Source organism: Pseudomonas sp. 8 R 14 (assembly GCF_900005955.1).
GTDB classification, from domain to species: Bacteria; Pseudomonadota; Gammaproteobacteria; order Pseudomonadales; family Pseudomonadaceae; genus Aquipseudomonas; species Aquipseudomonas marginalis.
Map to the genome: position 1 here is coordinate 20,623 of NZ_CVTH01000021.1, position 18,817 is coordinate 39,439.

Here is an 18,817-nt window from a genome sequence, read left to right on the forward strand (position 1 = left end):
GCTCATAACCTGCACGCCATTTTGTTTGTCTGCCGAGCCTCAACATGACTGCCACCTCTGTTCCACAGGCGCAGCGTTTTTCCCGCTCCGACTACAAGACCCTGGGCCTGGCCGCCCTGGGCGGCGCCTTGGAAATCTACGACTTCATTATCTTCGTGTTCTTCGCGCTGACCCTCAGCCAACTGTTCTTCCCGGCGGAAATGCCCGAGTGGCTGCGCCTGCTGCAAAGCTTCGGCATCTTCGTCACCGGCTACCTCGCGCGTCCGCTGGGCGGCATCCTGATGGCGCACTTCGCCGATCACCTGGGGCGCAAGCGCGTGTTCAGCCTGAGCATCCTGATGATGGCGTTGCCGTGCCTGCTGATCGGGATCATGCCCACCTACGCACAGATCGGTTATTTCGCACCGCTGATCCTGCTGGTGCTGCGCGTGCTGCAAGGTGCGGCGGTGGGCGGTGAAGTACCCAGCGCCTGGACCTTCGTCGCCGAACACGCACCGCGCAACCATCGTGGTTATGCCCTGGGTTTCCTGCAAGCCGGCCTGACCTTCGGCTACCTGCTCGGTGCGCTGACTGCCACGCTGCTGGCACAGGTCTTCACCCCGGCCGAAATCCTCGACTACGCCTGGCGCTTCCCCTTCCTGCTCGGCGGTGTGTTCGGCGTGATCGGCGTGTGGCTGCGGCGCTGGCTCAGCGAAACCCCGGTCTTCCTCGAAATGCAGGCCCGCCGCCAGGCCGCTGCCGAGCTGCCGCTGCGCACCGTACTGCGTGACCATCGCGCCGTACTGTTGCCGGCGATGATCCTCACCTGCGTGCTCACCTCCGCCGTGGTGGTGCTGGTGGTCATCACCCCGACCATGATGCAGAAAACCTTCGGCATGAGCCCCAGCCACACCTTTGCCTTGAGCGCCCTGGGCATCGTCTTCCTGAATATCGGCTGCGTCCTCGCCGGCCTGCTGGTGGACCGCATCGGCGCCTGGCGCGCGGTGCTGGTCTACAGCCTGCTGCTGCCGGTGGGTATTTTCCTGCTGTACGCCAGCCTGATCAGCGGCGGCATCTGGCTTGGCGCGGCGTACGCGCTGGCGGGCTTGAGTTGCGGGGTAGTGGGCGCGGTGCCGTCGGTGATGGTCGGCCTGTTTCCGGCGCAGGTGCGGGTGTCGGGCATTTCCTTCACCTACAACATCGCTTACGCACTGTGGGCGAGTACCACGCCGCTGATGCTGATCGCGCTGATGCCGACCAGCCCGTGGATTTGCGTGGGGTATTGCGTGGTTATGGGCGCGGTGGGGGTGGGGTGTGTAGCGCTGTTTGGCAAGCGCCACACCTTGGCGGCCTGAAGGTCAGGTCAAGAAGTGCCACAGCAACAGCGTACCGACCAACCCGACCACCGAAACAATCGTCTGCAACACCGACCACACCCAAATCGTCTGCTTCAGCTGCAAGCCAAAGTACTCGCGCACCATCCAGAACCCCGCATCATTGACGTGGCAGAAGAACACCGAACCTGCGCCGATCGCCAGCGCCACCAGTGAGCTTTGTGTCGCCGCCAACCCGGCCATCATCGGCGCGAGGATGCCGGCGGTCGTGGTGGTGGCGACCGTGGCCGAGCCGGTGGCCTGGCGCAGCGCCACGGCGATCAACCAGGCCAGCAGCAGGTACGGCATGTGCGCTCCTTCGGCGACTTTGCTGATGGTTTGGCTGACGCCGGCATCCAGCAAGGTTTGCTTGAGGCCGCCGCCGGCGCCGATGGTCAGCAGCAACACGGCGATGGGGGCAAGGGCCTTGCGCAGGGTGTTGCCGACCTCAGCGCGCGGCATCCCGGCGGCCCAGCCCAGGCAGATCACGGCGGCGATCACCGCCAGGCCCAGGGCGATCAGCGGTTCGCCGAGGAATTTCAGGGTCAGGCCCACGCTGCTTTCCGCTGGCAGCGCGACTTTGGCCAAGGTGCTGCCGAGCATCAGAATCACCGGCAACAGAATGATCAGCAATGACACGCCAAAGCTCGGCTGGCGCGGGGCCTTGGGCGGGGCGCTGAACAGCGCGCCGATGTCGGCCGGCTCATCCACATGCAGGCGCTTGGACAGCCAGTTGCCATAGAGCGGCCCGGCGAGGATCACGGCCGGCACCGCCAGGCAAAAGCCCAGCAACATGGTCAGGCCCAGGTCGGCGTGCAACGCGCCCACCGCAATCAGCGGCCCCGGGTGCGGTGGCATCAAGGCGTGCAAGGTGGTCATGCCCGCCAGCGCCGGGATGGCGATTTTCAACAGCGGCTGGTTCGAACGTTTGGCCATCACAAAGATGATCGGCACCATCATCACCAGGCCCACTTCGAAGAACAGCGGCAGGCCGATCACCATCGCCACCAGCGCCATCACCCATGGCAACGACTTGCCCTTGCCCAGCCCGAGCAGGGTGGTGGCGATACGGTCGGCCGCGCCGGATTCCGCCATCAGCGCACCCAGCATCGAGCCCAGGGCAATGATGATCCCGGCTTCACCGAGGATCGCCCCGGCGCCCTTGCTGAAGGCCTTGGCCACTTCTTCCGCTGGCAACCCGGCGCCGACCCCGGCGATAAAGGTGCCGATCAGGATCGACAGGAACGGCGGCAACTTGGTCGCGCTGATCAGCACGATGATGCTGGCGATGGCCAGCAGTACGCAGAGCATGAGACGGGTGTCGTGAACCATCCACGCGGCAGTCGATAACGCCAAGGCGAGACTCCTTATCGAACAGGTTGGGAAAATTGTTTCTTTTTGTTTCCTGGTCCAAAAGCATACCTGATAACGCCCGCCCCAGAGCCATTGCTGTCGGATTTGTAATCTTTGCTCCACCGCTTTGATAAGTCGCGAACGCTACATTCTCCCGGCTTTTATTTTATGGGCGTGGAACTCTCGTTATGGCAATTTCCGTTAGAAAGCTGGTGGGGGCGACGCTGTTGTGGGGAGCTGCCAGCATTGCCCAGGCACAAACCCTCACCCTCGACGCGGCCCTGCAAACCGCCTTCACCAACAACCCCGACCTGGCGGCCGCGCAATGGGAAATCGAGATCGCCGCGGGCGGTCGCCAGCAGGCCGGGTTGATCCCCAATCCGGTGGCGTCCTGGGATGCCGAAGGCACACGTCGCGATACGCGCACCACCACCCTCAAGCTCAGCCAAACCCTGGAACTGGGTGGCAAGCGCGATGCCCGCATTGACGTGGCGACGCGTGCCCAGGACGCCGCCGCACTGGCCTTGGAACAGCGCCGCAACACGCTGCGCGTCGAGGTGATCGACGGCTATTACGGTGCCCTGCGTGCCCAGGAACGTCTCGACCTGGCGCAACGCTCCCTGGCGTTGGCCGAGCGCGGCCTGGTGGTCGCCAACGGTCGTGTCACCGCCGGCAAATCCTCACCGGTGGAAGCCACACGGGCCCAGGTGCAGTTGTCGGAGATCCGCCTCGAACTCAATCGCGCACACATGGGCCTCACCGACGCCTATCGCCGCCTGGCCGCCAGTACCGGCAGCGCGGCGACCGACTTCCAGACTGTCGCCACGCCAAGCCACTCCACACCGCCGTTGCCGTCCGCCACACAACTGTTGGCGCGCCTTGAGCAGACCGCCGAACTGCGCCTGGCCGAACTGCAGATCGTGCAGAACGAAGCCAGCGTGGGCCTGGAAAAAGCCCAGCGTATTCCCGACCTGGATGTGTCCATCGGCAGTCAGTACGACGCCAGTGTGCGCGAGCGGGTGAACCTGGTCGGCGTGTCGATGCCGATTCCGTTGTTCAGCCGCAACCAGGGCAACGTACTTGCCGCCACGCGCCGTGCCGATCAGGCCCGCGACCAGCGCAACGCTGCCGAATTGCGCCTGCGTACCGAAACGCGCCAGGCCCTGGACCTGTGGCAAACCGCGAACAGCGAAGTGCGCGCATTCAACCAGCAGATCCTGCCCGCCGCCCAACGCGCGGTGGACAGCGCCACCCGCGGCTTCGAGATGGGCAAGTTCAACTTCCTCGACGTGCTCGACGCCCAGCGCACCCTGATCGCGGCGCGCACCCAATACCTTGCGGCCACCGCCCAGGCCACCGATGCCTGGCTGCGCATCGAACGGATTTACGGCGACCTCGCCCGGTTTTGATTTTTTCTGGAGTGCCTTATGAATAAACGACACGGCGTGGCGCTTGCCGTCGCCTTGGGCCTGATGCTGTCCGGCGTGGCCAACGCCGAGGAAGAAGAAGGCACGCTCGAGCTGACTGAACAACAAATCCAGGCCGCCGGCATCGAGCTCGCCGAGGCCCAACCCCGGTCGATCAGCACATTGCTGACGCTGCCGGGGGAGGTGCGTTTCGACGAAGACCGTACCTCGCATATCGTCCCGCGCGCGGCCGGTGTGGTGGAATCCGTGAAGGTCAATCTTGGCCAGGCGGTGAAGAAGGGCGAGCTGCTCGCGGTGATCGCCAGCCAGCAGATTTCCGACCAGCGCAGTGAGCTGGCGGCCAGCGAGCGTCGGGTTGAACTGGCGCGTATTACCTTCCAGCGTGAACGCCAGTTGTGGCAGGACAAGATCTCCGCCGAGCAGGATTACCTGCTGGCGCGCCAAACCCTGCAAGAAGCTGAAATCGCCTTGAACAATGCCCGCCAAAAGATGACCGCGCTCAGCGGCAACACCGTGCTGGCCGGCGGCAATCGTTACGAACTGCGTGCGCCGTTCACAGGCGTGGTGGTGGAAAAGCACCTCGGTGTCGGCGAGGTGGTGAGCGAGACCAGTAACGCCTTCACGCTGTCTGACCTGTCCCAGGTGTGGGTCACCTTCGGCGTATTTCCCAAGGATTTGAACAAGGTCCGGCTCGGCAAACCGGTGAAAGTCAGCTCCACGGAAATGGGCACCGATGTGCAGGGCAGCGTGGCCTATGTCGGCAATTTGCTCGGCGAGCAAACACGCACCGCCACCGTGCGTGTGACGGTGCCCAACCCCGACGACGCCTGGCGCCCAGGACTGTTCGTCACCGTGCAACTGGCCACGGACACCTACCAGGCCAAGGTCACCGTGCCGCAAACGGCGATCCAGACCGTCGAGGAAAAACCCTCGGTCTTCGTACGCACGCCTGACGGTTTTATCACCCGCCATCTTGAGCTTGGCGCCAGTGAAAACGGCTACGTCGAAGTGCGCCAGGGCCTGGAGGCCGGTGCTCAGGTGGCCACCACCGGCAGCTTCATCCTCAAGTCCGAATTGGGCAAGGGCTCGGCCGAGCACGCCCATTGATCCTGCGAGTGATTTCCCATGTTTGAGCGCCTTATCCAATTCGCCATCGAGCAGCGCATCATCGTGCTGCTGGCGGTGCTGTTGATGGCCGGTGTCGGCATTGCCAGCTATCAGAAACTGCCCATCGACGCGGTGCCCGACATCACCAATGTACAGGTGCAGATCAACTCGGCGGCGGCCGGTTTTTCGCCGCTTGAGACCGAGCAGCGCATTACCTATCCCATCGAAACCGCGATGGCCGGCTTGCCGGGGCTGCAGCAGACCCGTTCGCTGTCACGCTCCGGCTTGTCCCAGGTGACGGTGATCTTCAAGGACGGCACCGACCTGTTCTTCGCCCGCCAGTTGGTCAACGAGCGCCTGCAAGTGGCCCGCGAGCAATTGCCTGTGGGGATTGAAACCGCGATGGGGCCGATTTCCACCGGCCTCGGGGAAATTTTCCTGTGGACCGTGGAGGCCGAGGAGGGCGCACGCAAGGACGACGGCACGCCCTACACGCCGACCGACCTGCGGGTGATCCAGGACTGGATCATCAAGCCGCAACTGCGCAACGTGCCCGGTGTGGCCGAGATCAACACCATCGGCGGCTTCGCCAAGGAATACCAGATCGCCCCCGACCCCAAGCGCCTGGCGGCCTATAACCTGACCTTGAACGATCTGGTCACGGCGCTGGAACGTAACAACGCCAACGTCGGTGCCGGCTACATCGAGCGCAGCGGCGAGCAATTGTTGATCCGCGCGCCGGGGCAGGTGGCGTCCATCGACGACATCGCCAATATCGTCATCACCACGTCCGACGGCACGCCGATCCGTGTGCGCAATGTCGCCCAGGTCGAGATCGGCCGTGAGCTGCGGACCGGCGCCGCCACGGAAAACGGCCGTGAAGTGGTGCTGGGCACGGTGTTTATGTTGATCGGAGAAAACAGCCGCACGGTGTCCCAGGCGGTGGCTTCCAGGCTCGAACAAATCAACCGTTCGCTGCCCGAAGGCGTGGTGGCGGTGACCGTCTACGACCGCACCAACCTCGTCGAAAAAGCCGTTGCCACCGTGAAGAAAAATCTCTTCGAGGGTGCGCTGCTGGTGGTCGCGGTGCTGTTCCTGTTCCTTGGCAATATCCGCGCGGCGCTGATCACCGCGATGGTGATTCCCCTGGCGATGTTGTTCACCTTTACCGGCATGTTCACCCACAAAGTCAGCGCCAACCTGATGAGCCTCGGCGCGCTGGACTTCGGCATTATCGTCGACGGCGCGGTGGTGATCGTCGAGAACGCCATCCGCCGCCTGGCCCATGCGCAGCAGCGCCATGGTCGTTTGCTGACCCGCAGCGAGCGCCTGCACGAGGTGTTCGCGGCGGCCAAGGAAGCGCGGCGTGCGCTGATCTTCGGGCAGCTGATCATCATGGTCGTGTACCTGCCGATCTTCGCCCTTACCGGGGTGGCCGGGAAGATGTTCCACCCCATGGCGTTTACCGTGGTGATTGCGCTGCTGGGGGCGATGATTTTGTCGGTGACCTTCGTACCGGCGGCGATTGCGCTGTTCGTCACCGGCAAGGTCAAGGAAGAAGAAAACCTGGTGATGCGTACCGCACGCCGGGCCTATGGGCCGGTGTTGGATTGGGTGATGGCGCGCCGGCCACTGGTGTTCGGCTTGGCCGTGCTGGCCATTGTTGCGTCGGGCGTGGTGGCCAGCCGCATGGGCAGTGAGTTTATCCCCAGCCTCAGTGAGGGCGACTTCGCCCAACAGGCCCTGCGCGTGCCCGGCACCAGCCTGACGCAATCGGTGCAGATGCAGCAGCAACTGGAAAAAACCTTGATGGCCCAGGTGCCGGAAATCGAACGGGTATTCGCCCGTACCGGCACGGCGGAAATCGCCTCCGACCCGATGCCGCCGAATATTTCCGACAGCTACGTGATGCTTAAACCGAAGGCGCAATGGCCGAACCCGAATAAATCCCGCGAAACCCTGATCGCCGATATCCAGCGCGCCAGTGCGATTGTGCCGGGCAGTGCGTACGAGCTGTCGCAACCGATCCAGCTGCGTTTCAACGAGCTGATTTCCGGGGTGCGCAGTGATGTGGCGGTGAAGGTGTTCGGCGACGACATGGCGGTGCTCAACACCACCGCCGCAGACATTGCCGAGACCTTGCAAGGCCTCGATGGCGCTTCGGAAGTGAAGGTCGAACAGACGTCCGGCCTGCCGGTGTTGACCATCAATATCGACCGTGACAAGGCCGCGCGCTTTGGCCTGAATGTCGGCGATGTGCAGGACACCATTGCCGTCGCCGTCGGTGGGCGCCAGGCCGGTACCCTGTATGAAGGTGACCGGCGTTTCGACATGGTCGTGCGCTTGTCCGACGCGCTGCGTACTGATATCGACGGCTTGTCGCGGCTGTTGATTCCAGTGCCGGCACTGGCCGGGAATGCGGCGGGGCAGTTGGGGTTCATTGCGTTGTCCCAGGTCGCCAGCCTGGACCTGGTGCTCGGCCCGAACCAGATCAGCCGCGAGAACGGCAAGCGTCTGGTGATCGTCAGTGCCAACGTGCGCGGGCGGGATATGGGGTCGTTCGTGGACGAGGCCGAGGCGGCGATCACGGCGCAGGTGAAAGTCCCGGCAGGTTACTGGACCACCTGGGGCGGCCAGTTCGAACAGTTGAAGGAAGCCGCCGAGCGTTTGCAGATCGTAGTGCCGGTGGCGTTGCTGCTGGTGTTCGGGTTGTTGTTCATGATGTTCAACAACCTCAAGGACGGACTGCTCGTGTTTACCGGGATTCCGTTCGCGTTGACCGGCGGGATCATGGCGCTGTGGTTGCGCGATATTCCGCTGTCGATCTCGGCAGGCGTGGGCTTTATCGCCTTGTCCGGCGTGGCGGTGCTCAACGGCCTGGTGATGATTGCCTTCATCCGCAACCTGCGCGAGGAAGGACGCTCGCTGTCGGTGGCTATCCACGAGGGTGCGCTGACCCGCCTGCGCCCGGTATTGATGACCGCGCTGGTGGCCTCCCTGGGGTTTATCCCCATGGCCCTGGCCACCGGCACCGGCGCCGAAGTGCAGCGTCCGTTGGCGACGGTGGTGATCGGCGGGATCATTTCTTCTACCTTGCTGACCTTGCTGGTGCTGCCGGCGTTGTACCAGTGGGCTCATCGCCGGGAAGAGGAAACACCAGGTTGAACCGTGTGAACCGTCCGGGCTGGCTGCTGACGTGGGCGTGCCCCTGATGCAGCTGCATGATCGACTGCACAATGGCCAGCCCAAGCCCCGTGCCACCTTCGGCGCGGGTGCGGCTGCTGTCGGCGCGGTAGAAACGTTCGAACAGATGTGGCAGGTGGTGTGCTTCGATGCCGCGCCCGGGGTTGCCTACCGACAACGACGCGCTCTGGTCATAGGTCTCCACCAGCAGCAGAACGCTGGAGCCTTCGGGCGTGTGGCGGATGGCATTGGACAGCAGGTTGGAAATGGCTCGCTGGATCATCAGGCGATCGCCCGTTACCCAGGCGTCGCCGCGCAGGCTGAGGGTCACGTGTTTGTCTTCGGCGCTGAGGGCGAACAGCGCCATCACCCGTTGTGCTTCTTCGCCCAGTGACACCGGGCCAAACCCGGCCCGCGCCGCCGGATGGCTGACCTGGGCCAGGAACAGCATGTCGGAGACGATGCGCGACAGGCGTTCCATTTCCTCGGTGCAGGATTCCAGCCCCGCCTTGTACTCCTCCGAGGGCCGTTCGCGGGACAGGGTCACCTGGGCCTTGCCCATCAGGTTGGTCAGCGGCGCGCGCAGCTCGTGGGCGAGGTCGTCGGAGAACTGCGACAGCTGCTGCACACCGGCGTCCAGGCGACGCAGCATTACGTTGATGCTTTGCGCCAACTCGCCCAGCTCCTGGGGCAGGTTGTCGATGGATAAGCGGTGGGTCAGGTCCTGGGTCGTTACCTGGGCCGCGACATGGCTGAACTGCTTCAAAGGTGCCAACCCACGCTGCACCAGCCACCAGGCGCCCATGCCGATAAGGATCAGCAGCATCGGCAGGGCGATGAGGGTGGCGCGCAGGTAGGCACTGAGCAGGGCCTGGTCATCCCTGCGGTCCAGCGACAGCAACACCCGTACGCGCTCGCCGCTGGCCAGGCGCATCAGGCTGGAGGCACTGAGTACCTGGTTGCCGTCTTGGTCTTGCCAGTTGAGGTAACCGAGGGTTTCCCGGGGGGAGAAGTCGGTCAGCAACGGTTCCTGGGGTTTGGCACCGACACTGAACAGCACCGCGTTATCGGGTGCGGTGCCGACGATGGTCAGGTAGAAATTGTCGTGGCCCATCACCAGGTCCAGCAACGAGTGGGGACGGGCTTTGATTGCGTGGGTGTCCAGGCCCAGCGCGAGGCTGTGCTGGAGCTGTTCCATCTTGCTTTCCAGGCCCTTGCGCGCGAGCTTTTCCAGCTCATGGGTCAAGGCCAGGTAGGCCAGGGTCGCCAGCAGCACCACCAGCCCGGCGCCCATGAGGCTGACCGTCAGTCCCAGGCGCATCGACAGGCTGCTGGTCCTCATTGGCGCGCCTCCAGCACATAACCCACGCCGCGAATGGTGTGGATCAGCTTGACCTCGCTCTGGTCATCGACCTTGCCCCGCAGTCGGCTGATGGAGACCTCGACCACGTTGGTGTCGCAGTCGAAGTTCATGTCCCACACCAGCGAGATGATCTGCGTGCGGGTCATTACCTCGCCGGCCTGGCGCATCAACACATGCAGCAGGGCGAATTCCTTGGTGGTCAGGTCGATACGCCGGCTGCCGCGATAGGCGCGATGGCGGCGCGGGTCCAGCTCCAGGTCCGCGACGCGCAGCACATCCGGCAGCGGGATATGTTCGCTACGGCGCAGCAAGGTGCGCACACGGGCCAGCAGTTCGGGGAACTCGAAGGGTTTGACCAGGTAATCGTCGGCGCCCATGTCCAGGCCCTTGATCTTGTCGGCCAGGCGGCCGCGCGCGGTCAGCATCATCACGCGCTGGTTGCCGTCCCGGCGCAGTTGTTCCAGTACCTCCCAGCCGTCGGTGTTGGGCAGGTTCACGTCGAGGATCACCAGTTCGTAGGTGTGCTGCCGGGCCAGGTGCAGGCCGTCGATGCCGCTGGCGGCGCAATCGACGACGTAGCCACTTTCGGTCAGGCCTTGCTGCAAGTAATCGGCGGTTTTCTGCTCGTCCTCAACCACAAGGATACGCATGGGGATTTACCTTCAAGGAAAACGAAAGGAGATGGCCTCATAGAGGCTTGAATAGGCTGTAGGAAAACTCTGAAGCCTGAAGTAGCTTTAGGGTCAAGCCGCGTCAGGCCGGTGCGACGATTCGTCACTGACCGGGCACGCAAAAAAAACGCCCCGGCTGGGGCGTATAAAATTCATCTCTGTTCCAAAGGAGCTACACAAAAGCCGCAGAGATGAGAAGTGTTCGATGCGCAGTATAAAAAGTGCAACTTAACGAGAAGGTGAGGCCGATATTACAGTTCTGACAGACTTCAACCTGTGAACAGATGTAGGGCATCGGCAAGTGAATGTAAGCGCGTCTTAAAGCACCGCCAGTGGGTATTCGATAATGACGCGGACTTCTTCAAGGTCGGACTCGAATGAACTTGAGCGCACGGTGGCCTGGCGCAGACGCAGTGATAAATCCTTCAAGTTGCCGCTTTGCACCACGTACTTGGCTTCGATATCCCGCTCCCAGCGGCGCTGGTCGGTGAGCGGATCGCCGGCGGCATCGCGGCGCATATACACCGTGTTGGCGTTGCTGTAGTCGGCGCCGGTGCCCTTGCCGTAGCGGGTCATGAACGACAGGCCGGGAATGCCGAATGGCTGCATGTCCAGGTCGTAGCGCAGCATCCACGAGCGCTCCTTGGGCGAGTTGAAGTCGCTGTACTGGATCGAGTTGTTGAGGAAGATCGAGTCCGACTGGCGCAGGTAATCGAAGTCGTCATCGCCGTTGTTGCGCTGGTGCGACACGGCCAGGCTGTGGGCGCCCACCTTCACGCCGAGCCGGGCGCTCCAGATGCTGTTATCGAATTCACCCAGCAGCTTTTTGCCTTCATCCACGGCCTTGTAGTAGTTGATGTCGCCGAACAGCGAAACGTCTTCGTTCAGCGGGTAACTGGCGGCGCTGCCGACGTAGTACTGGTCCCAGGCGTCCTTCAGGCGGCTGCTGTACAGGCTCAGGCCGAGGTGTTTGTTCACGGTGTAGTCGCCGCCGAAGTAGCCGATCCAAGGTGAATCGACCGGGCCGGCGTAAAACGTTGCGAACCCTTTGTTCATGCCGCTTTCGTTGGGTTGGCTCATGCCGCTCAAACGCCCGCCCTGCAAGGTCAGGCCTTCCAGGCTGGTGTTTTGCAGGGTCACGCCACGGAAGCTTTCCGGCAACACCCGCGAATCGCCGTAGGCCACCACGGGAGTCAGCGGGAACACGTCGCCGGCCTTGATCACCGTGTCCAATACCCGCAGTTTCGCCGCGCCGCCGACCTTGCTGTAGTTGTCTTCGGGATGGTTGTTGCTGTCCACCGGCAGCATGCCGAACGAGCCCTTGCCGCCGCTGCGGCCGGTGCCCGAGTCGAGTTTCACGCCGACCATGGCGAAGGCGTCCAGGCCAAAACCCACGGTGCCCTGGGTAAAGCCGGATTCGAATTTACCGATCAGTCCCTGGGCCCAGGCTTCGGAATAGCCATTACCGGTGGGGCTGGATTGGCCCTTGCGGTCATCGCGATTGAAGTAAAAATTGCGCGCCAGCACGTTCACGCTGCTGCCTTCGATAAACCCTTCAGGTTTGTCTTCCGCGGCCGCGGCTGCCAGGGGCAATGTGGCGATCAGTGAAAGGGGAAGGGTGTAGTAACGGATCCGCATGTTTCGCTCCTCGGTGTTGGCAGTTATCAGCTTCTTATGGAGGCGGGCGTTCTTATTGATCTGGCCCGGGCTGATAGTTGCAAACCGTGGATAACGATTGGGTGGCGTGAACATTACAATTCTGGAAGCTCGTCGCCACCTAACAAATAAGTAATGTTCTGGTGAACATCGCGTCAGGGTTCGTTCGTTAGTCTCGGCACTGAACTTTCAGTCGAGGAATAGGTGATGAACTTTTATAAAACCGCTCTGGGTGTATTAACGGCCGTCCTGTCTTTCGGTGCATTGGCCGAAGGCGGCGGTGATCGCACCTTTGCCCTGATGATGGAGCGCAATGAAAAGGCCATGGCCGATTACGCCGTGAGAAACGGCAAGCCAGTGCCCCAAGTGCAGGCGTATCGCTATGGGATGAAGCTGGACATTGCCAAGGTGGTCAACGTGACGCCGCCGATCCGCGCGTGCAGTACCGTGCCTTCGCGCATGACCTATGAAGACTCCAGCGGCAAGCTCACTACGTTGGAGTACCAAGTCATGGGCGTGTGTCGAAATAACGGCAGTTAAATATGCTGGCGCTCAACGCGTAGGACGATTCACTAGCCAACTGTCGAGCTGATCCATAGGGCTGACGCTTGGGGTATCGTAGGCTTTTTCGTTTGAAGAGCCGATCCTCCATGAGCCCTACTCACTGCCGCCCCGTTCCGTTGTCCAAGTCCTACCGTTTGCTCAATCACGGGCCAACCGTACTGGTGAGTGCGGCCCACAACGGCCAGCGCAATATCATGGCGGCTGCCTGGGCTATGCCGCTGGATTTCGAACCGCCGAAAGTCGCGGTGGTGTTGGACAAGGCCACCTGGACTCGCCAATTGCTGGAAGGCTCCGGCACCTTCGTGCTGCAGGTGCCCTGTGTGGCCCAGGTCGACCTCGTGCAGACGGTCGGCAGTACCACCGGCACCGAGCGTGACAAGTTCGCCGCTTATGGCCTGCAAACCTTCAGCGGTGAACACACGGAGGCGCCGTTGCTGGAAGGCTGTGTAGCCTGGCTGGAATGCCGCTTGCTCCCCGAGCCCCACAACCAGCAGACCTATGACCTGTTCCTCGGCGAAGTAGTTGCGGCCTATGCCGACGAGCGCGTGTTCAGCGAAGGCCGCTGGCACTTTGAAGGGCATGATCAGTTACGCACCTTGCACCATGTAGCGGGTGGGCATTTCCTGAGCATCGGCGAGCCCATCGATGGGCATTCGCTATAAGCGCACTCAGCGCCCGAGCATCTTCACCCATCGCGACGGCGGCATACCGTAGGTGCTGCGAAATTGCCGGGTCATATGGCTCTGGTCGGTGAAGCCGGCGGTCAGCGCCGCGTCCACCAGCGACTGCCCCTGCGCCAGCAGACTGCGCACCAGGTCCAGCCGGCGCATCGTCAGGTAGCGATAGGGGCTGGTGCCGAACAGCACGCGAAAGTCCCGTGACAATGCCCAGCGGTCGCGGCCGGCGTGGTCGGCCATTTCGTCCAGGGTGATGCTGCGGCCCAGGGCGCTGTGGATAAACTCGCGGGCGCGCTCGGCGGCGACGTAATCGAAGGTCTTGCGGCTGACGATGGCGCCAGCGGCGTTGCTCAACGTGTGGGCCAGGTCGAACATCGCGTCCTGTTCCTGCAACGGGTCAATCGGATGATCAAGGTTCTGCAGCAGCACTTCGCTGGCGCGGAACAGCCTTGGGTCAGTGGATAAACCACTGGGGATAAACGGCAACGGCTTGCCGCCAAGGATCTGCTGGATCAGCGACGGCTCCACGTAAATCATTCGGTACTTGAAACCCTCGTCACTGCCGGCGTGACCGTCATGGGTCTCATCGGGGTGAAGCACCATAGTGGTGCCGGGCAGGCTATGGATCATGTCGCCGCGGTAGTGAAAACTCTGCACGCCAGACAAGGTACGCCCGATGGCATAGGTGTCGTGGCGATGGGGGTCGAAGGCGAAACCGGCGAAGTACGCCTCGATACGGTCCAGGCCGCTGGCATGGGGGGCACGGTGCAGCCAGTCGAAGTTGCGGGTCGGTTTGCCCATGGTGGCTTGTCACAAAAAGAGGTGGAAACACGTTAACCCAGTCTGCATCCCTTGTCTGCCGGGGTCTTGTACGTTTGTGCAGGCGGCGGGCGAGGTCTATGCTCCCTGCTCGTGCCCTGCGCTGATGGAACCGCCCAATGGAATTTATCAACCCCACCTATGTGGCGCCTCTGGTCTCGCTGGCCCTGCTGTGGACGGTGGCGGTGGTTACGCCGGGTCCCAACTTCTTCAATACCGCGCAGTTGGCCGCCAGTTGTTCGCGCCGTCATGGCGTGGTGGCGTCGGCGGGCGTGGCTACCGGCACGATCATGTGGGGGCTGGCGGGTGGGCTGGGCATCAAGTCGCTGTTTACCGCCGCGCCCATGTTGTACCTGGCGTTCAAGATCATCGGCGGCTGCTACCTGATTTACCTGGGGCTGAAACTGTTCAAGCGCTCGGCACCGGCGATGGGCCAGAGCTTGTTGCCGGACGAAGCGCGCCGCTCGTTGTTTTCCGCCTGGCGCCTGGGGTTGCTGGGCAACCTGTCCAACCCCAAGGCCGCGTTGTTCGTCGCCACCATCTTCGCCTCCACCATGCCGCCGTCGCCGTCGCCGATGCTGCTGACCCTGGCGGTGATCACCATGGCCAGCTTGTCGTTCAGCTGGTATGCCTGCGTGGCCCTGGTGTTTTCCAGTGCGCACATGGCCAACCTCTACAGCCGCTCGCGCAAATGGCTCGACCGTTTTGCCGGCGGTTGCTACGTGTTGTTCGGCGCACACCTGGTAGCGAATCGCTGACCGTCCGTGGTAAGAAGCCTTACTTTCAACAGTGAGGCCGGGTCATGAGCAAGGTGCGGGTAGGGATTATTTTTGGTGGCCGTTCGGCCGAGCACGAAGTCTCGTTGCAGTCGGCGCGCAATATTGTCGATGCACTCGACCGCACACGCTTCGAGCCGGTTTTGATCGGCATCGACAAGGCCGGCCACTGGCACCTCAACGACACCTCGAACTTCCTGATCAACCAGGAAAACCCGGCACTCATCGCCCTTAACCAATCCAATCGCGAATTGGCGGTGGTACCCGGCAAGGCCAGCCAGCAGGTGGTGGAAACCTCCGGCAACGGGCTGCTGGCACACATCGATGTGATCTTCCCCATCGTCCACGGCACCCTCGGCGAAGATGGTTGCCTGCAAGGCCTGTTGCGCATGGCTGACCTGCCTTTCGTCGGCTCCGACGTGCTCGGCTCGGCAGTGTGCATGGACAAGGACATCAGTAAACGCCTGCTGCGCGATGCCGGCATTGCCGTGACCCCGTTCATCACCCTGACCCGCAGCAACGCCGCGCGTACTTCCTTTGAAACAGCGGTGAATAAACTCGGCCTGCCGATGTTCGTCAAACCGGCCAACCAGGGTTCTTCGGTGGGTGTGAGCAAGGTTGGCAACGAGGCTGAGTACCACGCCGCGGTTGAACTGGCCCTGGGTTTTGATCAAAAGGTACTGGTGGAATCCGCCGTGCGCGGCCGCGAAATAGAATGCGCCGTGCTGGGTAACGAAAACCCGGTCGCCAGCGGCTGCGGCGAGATCGTGGTGAGCAGCGGTTTCTACTCCTACGACAGCAAATACATCGACGGCCAGGCGGCCCAGGTGGTGGTGCCGGCCGACATCAGCCATGCAGCCAGTGAGCGGATTCGCCGCTTGGCCCTTGAGGCGTTTGAGGTGTTGGGCTGCGCAGGGTTGGCGCGGGTCGATGTGTTCCTGACCGACGATGGTGAAGTGCTGATCAACGAAATCAACTCACTGCCCGGCTTCACCCGCATCAGCATGTACCCCAAGCTGTGGCAGGCAGCGGGCATGAGCTACAGCGAGCTGGTGAGCCGGTTGATTGAGCTGGCGTTGGAGCGGCATGCGGGGCGGAAGGGGTTGAAGATCAGCCGTTAACGGATGGGATAAATACCTGTGGCGAGCGGGCTTGTCCCGCGTTGGGCTGCGTAGCAGCCCCAATAAGAGCGCTGCAGTGTGCCAAGCAGGTCCGGGGCTATGTTTTGGGGCTGCTTCGCAGCCCAACGCGGGGCAAGCCCGCTCGCCACAAGGGCGCGTAGGTTCGTCAGGGTCTACGAGCAATCCACGAATAAATCAACGTCTTCGCTTCCTCCGGCTGATGCGTCCTTCTGCGGTAGCTGGCAAACGTCGGCGACGTGCAGTAGGTGCACACTTCGCTCACTTCGATCTGCTCCCGCTTGACACCCGCCGCTTGCAGCAACAACAACCCATACCCGCTCAAGTCAAACCACGCACTGCCTGCTTGCCGTGCATGGGGCGGGGTAATTTCCGGGGACCGCAGCGGTGCCGGTTGCACGAAGCACCACGGTGCCTGGGCGTGTTGCCACAGGTGCCCTTGGTCATTCTGGAAGTCGGCGATAAACCCTTCGCTCACTTCATAACAGCACGGCTTGATCGATGGGCCGATAGCCACTTGCAGTTGGTCGGCTGCAATCCCCTCGGCGGCAAAGTGCTGCATGACGTTGGCGATAATCCCGCGTTGCAGCCCCTTCCAGCCGCCATGGACTGCGGCTACCCGTTCGCCCGTTTTCGACGCGAACAGAATGGGCAGGCAATCTGCGGTGATCACCGCGATCGGGTGAGCGTGGTGCGTCAACACACCATCGGCCTCGATCGTATTGGCCACCTGGCCGGCCTGCCATTCAATCACCGAGGCGCTGTGCACTTGCTTGCAGATGAACACTTCATCCGGGCGCCGTGGGTCATCGATCGAACAGAAACTGTGGTCGATGCCAGGGATGGCAGCGAGATTTTCAGCCTGATGCAAGGGATCACCTCCGTTCAATAAAGTCAGTCGCCGAGCGCTTCGCCTTCGCGCCGAGGGTCGGCGCCGCCGCTGAGCGACACCTTACCCTGGGCGTCCCGCTTGAGCACGATGGCCTGGATGCCGCTGGTCATGTCGATCTCGCTCAGCTCATGGCCCTTGTCCTTCAACACCTGCTTCAGGCCTGGGCTGAACAAGCCCGCCTCCAGCTCGGTAGCCCCATTGCGGCTGCCGAAGTTGGGCAGGCCAATGGCGGCTTGCGGGTCGAGGTTCCAGTCGAGCATCGCCACCAGGGATTTGCTCACGTACTCGATGATTTGCGAGCCGCCCGGCGAACCGAGCGTAGCCAGCAATTCACCGCTCTCGCGGTCGAACACCAGGGTCGGCGCCATGGCCGAGCGTGGGCGTTTGCCGGGTTGCACGCGGTTGGCGACCGGCTGGCCGTTTTCTTCGGGGATGAAGGAGAAGTCGGTCATCTGGTTATTGAGCAAAAAGCCTTGGACCATTACATGGGAGCCAAACGCGGCTTCCACCGTGGTGGTCATCGACACGGCGCCGCCCAGGTCATCGACGGCGACGACTTGTGACGTGGAGATGCGCAGTGGCGAACGGTCTGGTGCGTAGGCGACTTGAATACCCGCCGGTCGGCCCGGCTTGGCGATGCCCATGCTGCGCTCGCCGATCAGCGTGGCACGCTGTGCGAGGTAATTCGGAGCCACGAGGCCGGCCACCGGCACCGGTGTGAAGTCCGCATCGGCCACGTACAGCGCGCGGTCGGCAAAGGCCAGGCGACCGGCTTCGGCGATCAGGTGCACGGCCTCGGGCGTGGGCTCAAGCCCGGCAGGCGAGGCGCTTTTTATCGGTGTCATCGGCGCGATGGCCAGGTGCGGGTCGCGGGCTTCCAGGGCCTGCAATGTGCCGAGCATCTGCGCCACCGCAATCCCGCCTGAGGACGGCGGCGGCATGCCGCAGACTTTCCAGCGCTTGTAATCGGTGCACAGCGGCACGCGTTCCTTGGCGACGTAGCCCTTGAGGTCGGCTTGAGTCAGGCTGCCCGCATTACGGTTGCCCTGCACCTTGCGCGCAATCTCATCGGCAATCGGCCCGTGGTACAAGGCGTCCGGTCCTTCCTTGGCGATGCGCTTGAACACAGCGGCCAGCGCCGGGTTTTTCAGTCGTGTACCGGTGGCTTTAGGCGTGCCATCGGCATTCAGGAAGTAGGCCGCCATCTCCGGCGATTGCGGGATAAAGCGGTCAGCGGCGATCAGGCTGTGCAAGCGCGGCGAAATCGCGAAGCCCTGCTCCGATAAGCGAATCGCCGGCTCGAACAGCTGGGCCCATTGCAGGCGGCCGGTCTTCCTATGGGCCATTTCCAGGGCCCGCAGCACCCCTGGCGTGCCCACCGAACGCCCGCCGATCTGCGCGTCGGTGAAGGCCATCGGCGTGCCGTCGGCGTTCAGGAACAACCGCTCGGTCGCCCCGGCCGGGGCCGTTTCCCGCCCGTCATAGGCGTGCACGTTTTTCCCATCCCACAGCATGATGAACGCACCGCCGCCAATGCCGGAGGATTGTGGTTCCACCAGGGTCAACACCGCCTGCATCGCAATGGCAGCGTCAATGGCCGACCCGCCCTGGCGCAACATCTCGCGTCCGGCCTCGGCCGCCAGCGGGTTGGCAGCGGCGGCCATATGGCGCTCGGCATGGCGGGTGCTGAGGTCGGTGCGATAGCCCGAGCCCAACTCCGGTGCCGGTGGCTGTTCGTTGACCGGGGTGTGGCAGGCAGCCAGGGCAAGGGCTGCCGCCATGAGCGACAGTTGGCGGCGGGAAATCGAAAACACGTGCTGAACTCCGTTCATTGTGCG

The 18,817-nt window shown here is 62.8% G+C and carries 15 protein-coding genes; 8 read left to right on the plus strand and 7 right to left on the minus strand.

Translation table 11 applies throughout. The features are described from left to right. Window positions 1-44: 44 nt before the first annotated feature. Window positions 45-1,334, plus strand: coding sequence for an MFS transporter (locus BFQ01_RS01570; protein ID WP_065923992.1), 1,290 nt, complete (start codon window positions 45-47; stop codon window positions 1,332-1,334). A gap of 3 nt (window positions 1,335-1,337) precedes the next feature. Here BFQ01_RS01570 and BFQ01_RS01575 read toward each other — a convergent pair whose 3' ends face one another. After that, complete coding sequence (locus BFQ01_RS01575; protein ID WP_065923993.1) at window positions 1,338-2,708, minus strand: GntT/GntP/DsdX family permease; 1,371 nt, start codon at window positions 2,706-2,708, stop codon at window positions 1,338-1,340. Window positions 2,709-2,893: 185 nt separating this feature from the next. Here BFQ01_RS01575 and BFQ01_RS01580 point away from each other — a divergent pair, with 185 nt between their 5' ends. From BFQ01_RS01580 to BFQ01_RS01590, 3 genes are read left to right on the plus strand one after another with little or no spacing between them, the layout of a single operon-like run. Beyond that, window positions 2,894-4,114 carry a TolC family protein gene (locus BFQ01_RS01580; RefSeq protein ID WP_065923994.1) on the plus strand — a complete coding sequence of 407 codons (1,221 nt, stop codon included), beginning with the start codon at window positions 2,894-2,896 and terminating at the stop codon, window positions 4,112-4,114. 18 nt (window positions 4,115-4,132) lie between these two features. Beyond that, entirely contained in the window at window positions 4,133-5,239 is a 1,107-nt protein-coding gene (locus BFQ01_RS01585) for an efflux RND transporter periplasmic adaptor subunit (protein ID WP_065923995.1), read from the plus strand. 18 nt (window positions 5,240-5,257) lie between these two features. After that, the gene (locus tag BFQ01_RS01590; RefSeq protein WP_065923996.1) at window positions 5,258-8,404 is read left to right on the plus strand and encodes a CusA/CzcA family heavy metal efflux RND transporter; all 3,147 of its coding nucleotides are present in this window, start codon (window positions 5,258-5,260) and stop codon (window positions 8,402-8,404) included. Here the strand turns inward: BFQ01_RS01590 and BFQ01_RS01595 are convergent. From BFQ01_RS01595 to BFQ01_RS01605, 3 genes are all read right to left on the minus strand, one after another. Continuing rightward, the gene (locus tag BFQ01_RS01595) at window positions 8,328-9,764 is read right to left on the minus strand and encodes a heavy metal sensor histidine kinase (protein WP_065923997.1); all 1,437 of its coding nucleotides are present in this window, start codon (window positions 9,762-9,764) and stop codon (window positions 8,328-8,330) included. The genes BFQ01_RS01590 and BFQ01_RS01595 overlap by 77 nt on opposite strands. After that, complete coding sequence (locus BFQ01_RS01600) at window positions 9,761-10,435, minus strand: heavy metal response regulator transcription factor (protein ID WP_027606942.1); 675 nt, start codon at window positions 10,433-10,435, stop codon at window positions 9,761-9,763. Before BFQ01_RS01600 ends, BFQ01_RS01595 begins: the two co-directional genes overlap by 4 nt. Before the next feature lie 339 nt (window positions 10,436-10,774). Next, window positions 10,775-12,094 (minus strand): OprD family porin, encoded by a 1,320-nt coding sequence (locus BFQ01_RS01605; protein ID WP_065923998.1) that lies wholly within the window; start codon window positions 12,092-12,094, stop codon window positions 10,775-10,777. Between the two features lie 225 nt (window positions 12,095-12,319). Between BFQ01_RS01605 and BFQ01_RS01610 the strand changes: the two genes are divergently transcribed. Then, a complete protein-coding gene (locus BFQ01_RS01610; RefSeq protein ID WP_065923999.1) occupies window positions 12,320-12,652 on the plus strand; it encodes a DUF2790 domain-containing protein in 333 nt (110 codons plus the stop codon). Between the two features lie 110 nt (window positions 12,653-12,762). Beyond that, a complete protein-coding gene (locus tag BFQ01_RS01615) occupies window positions 12,763-13,338 on the plus strand; it encodes a flavin reductase family protein (RefSeq protein WP_065924000.1) in 576 nt (191 codons plus the stop codon). Window positions 13,339-13,344: 6 nt separating this feature from the next. On the opposite strand, the gene BFQ01_RS01620 is transcribed toward BFQ01_RS01615, so the two are convergent. After that, the gene (locus BFQ01_RS01620) at window positions 13,345-14,154 is read right to left on the minus strand and encodes an AraC family transcriptional regulator (protein ID WP_065924001.1); all 810 of its coding nucleotides are present in this window, start codon (window positions 14,152-14,154) and stop codon (window positions 13,345-13,347) included. Window positions 14,155-14,291: 137 nt separating this feature from the next. Here BFQ01_RS01620 and BFQ01_RS01625 point away from each other — a divergent pair, with 137 nt between their 5' ends. Both BFQ01_RS01625 and ddlA read left to right on the plus strand, forming a co-directional pair. Then, on the plus strand, window positions 14,292-14,930 hold the full coding sequence (locus BFQ01_RS01625) for a LysE family transporter (protein WP_065924002.1): 639 nt from the start codon (window positions 14,292-14,294) through the stop codon (window positions 14,928-14,930). Between the two features lie 44 nt (window positions 14,931-14,974). Then, complete coding sequence (gene ddlA / locus BFQ01_RS01630) at window positions 14,975-16,069, plus strand: D-alanine--D-alanine ligase (RefSeq protein ID WP_065924003.1); 1,095 nt, start codon at window positions 14,975-14,977, stop codon at window positions 16,067-16,069. 166 nt (window positions 16,070-16,235) lie between these two features. Here ddlA and pgeF read toward each other — a convergent pair whose 3' ends face one another. Together pgeF and ggt are read right to left on the minus strand one after the other, a co-directional pair. After that, window positions 16,236-16,958 carry a peptidoglycan editing factor PgeF gene (gene pgeF / locus BFQ01_RS01635; protein ID WP_065924004.1) on the minus strand — a complete coding sequence of 241 codons (723 nt, stop codon included), beginning with the start codon at window positions 16,956-16,958 and terminating at the stop codon, window positions 16,236-16,238. 23 nt (window positions 16,959-16,981) lie between these two features. Beyond that, on the minus strand, window positions 16,982-18,811 hold the full coding sequence (gene ggt / locus BFQ01_RS01640; protein ID WP_065924005.1) for a gamma-glutamyltransferase: 1,830 nt from the start codon (window positions 18,809-18,811) through the stop codon (window positions 16,982-16,984). Window positions 18,812-18,817 lie beyond the last annotated feature (6 nt).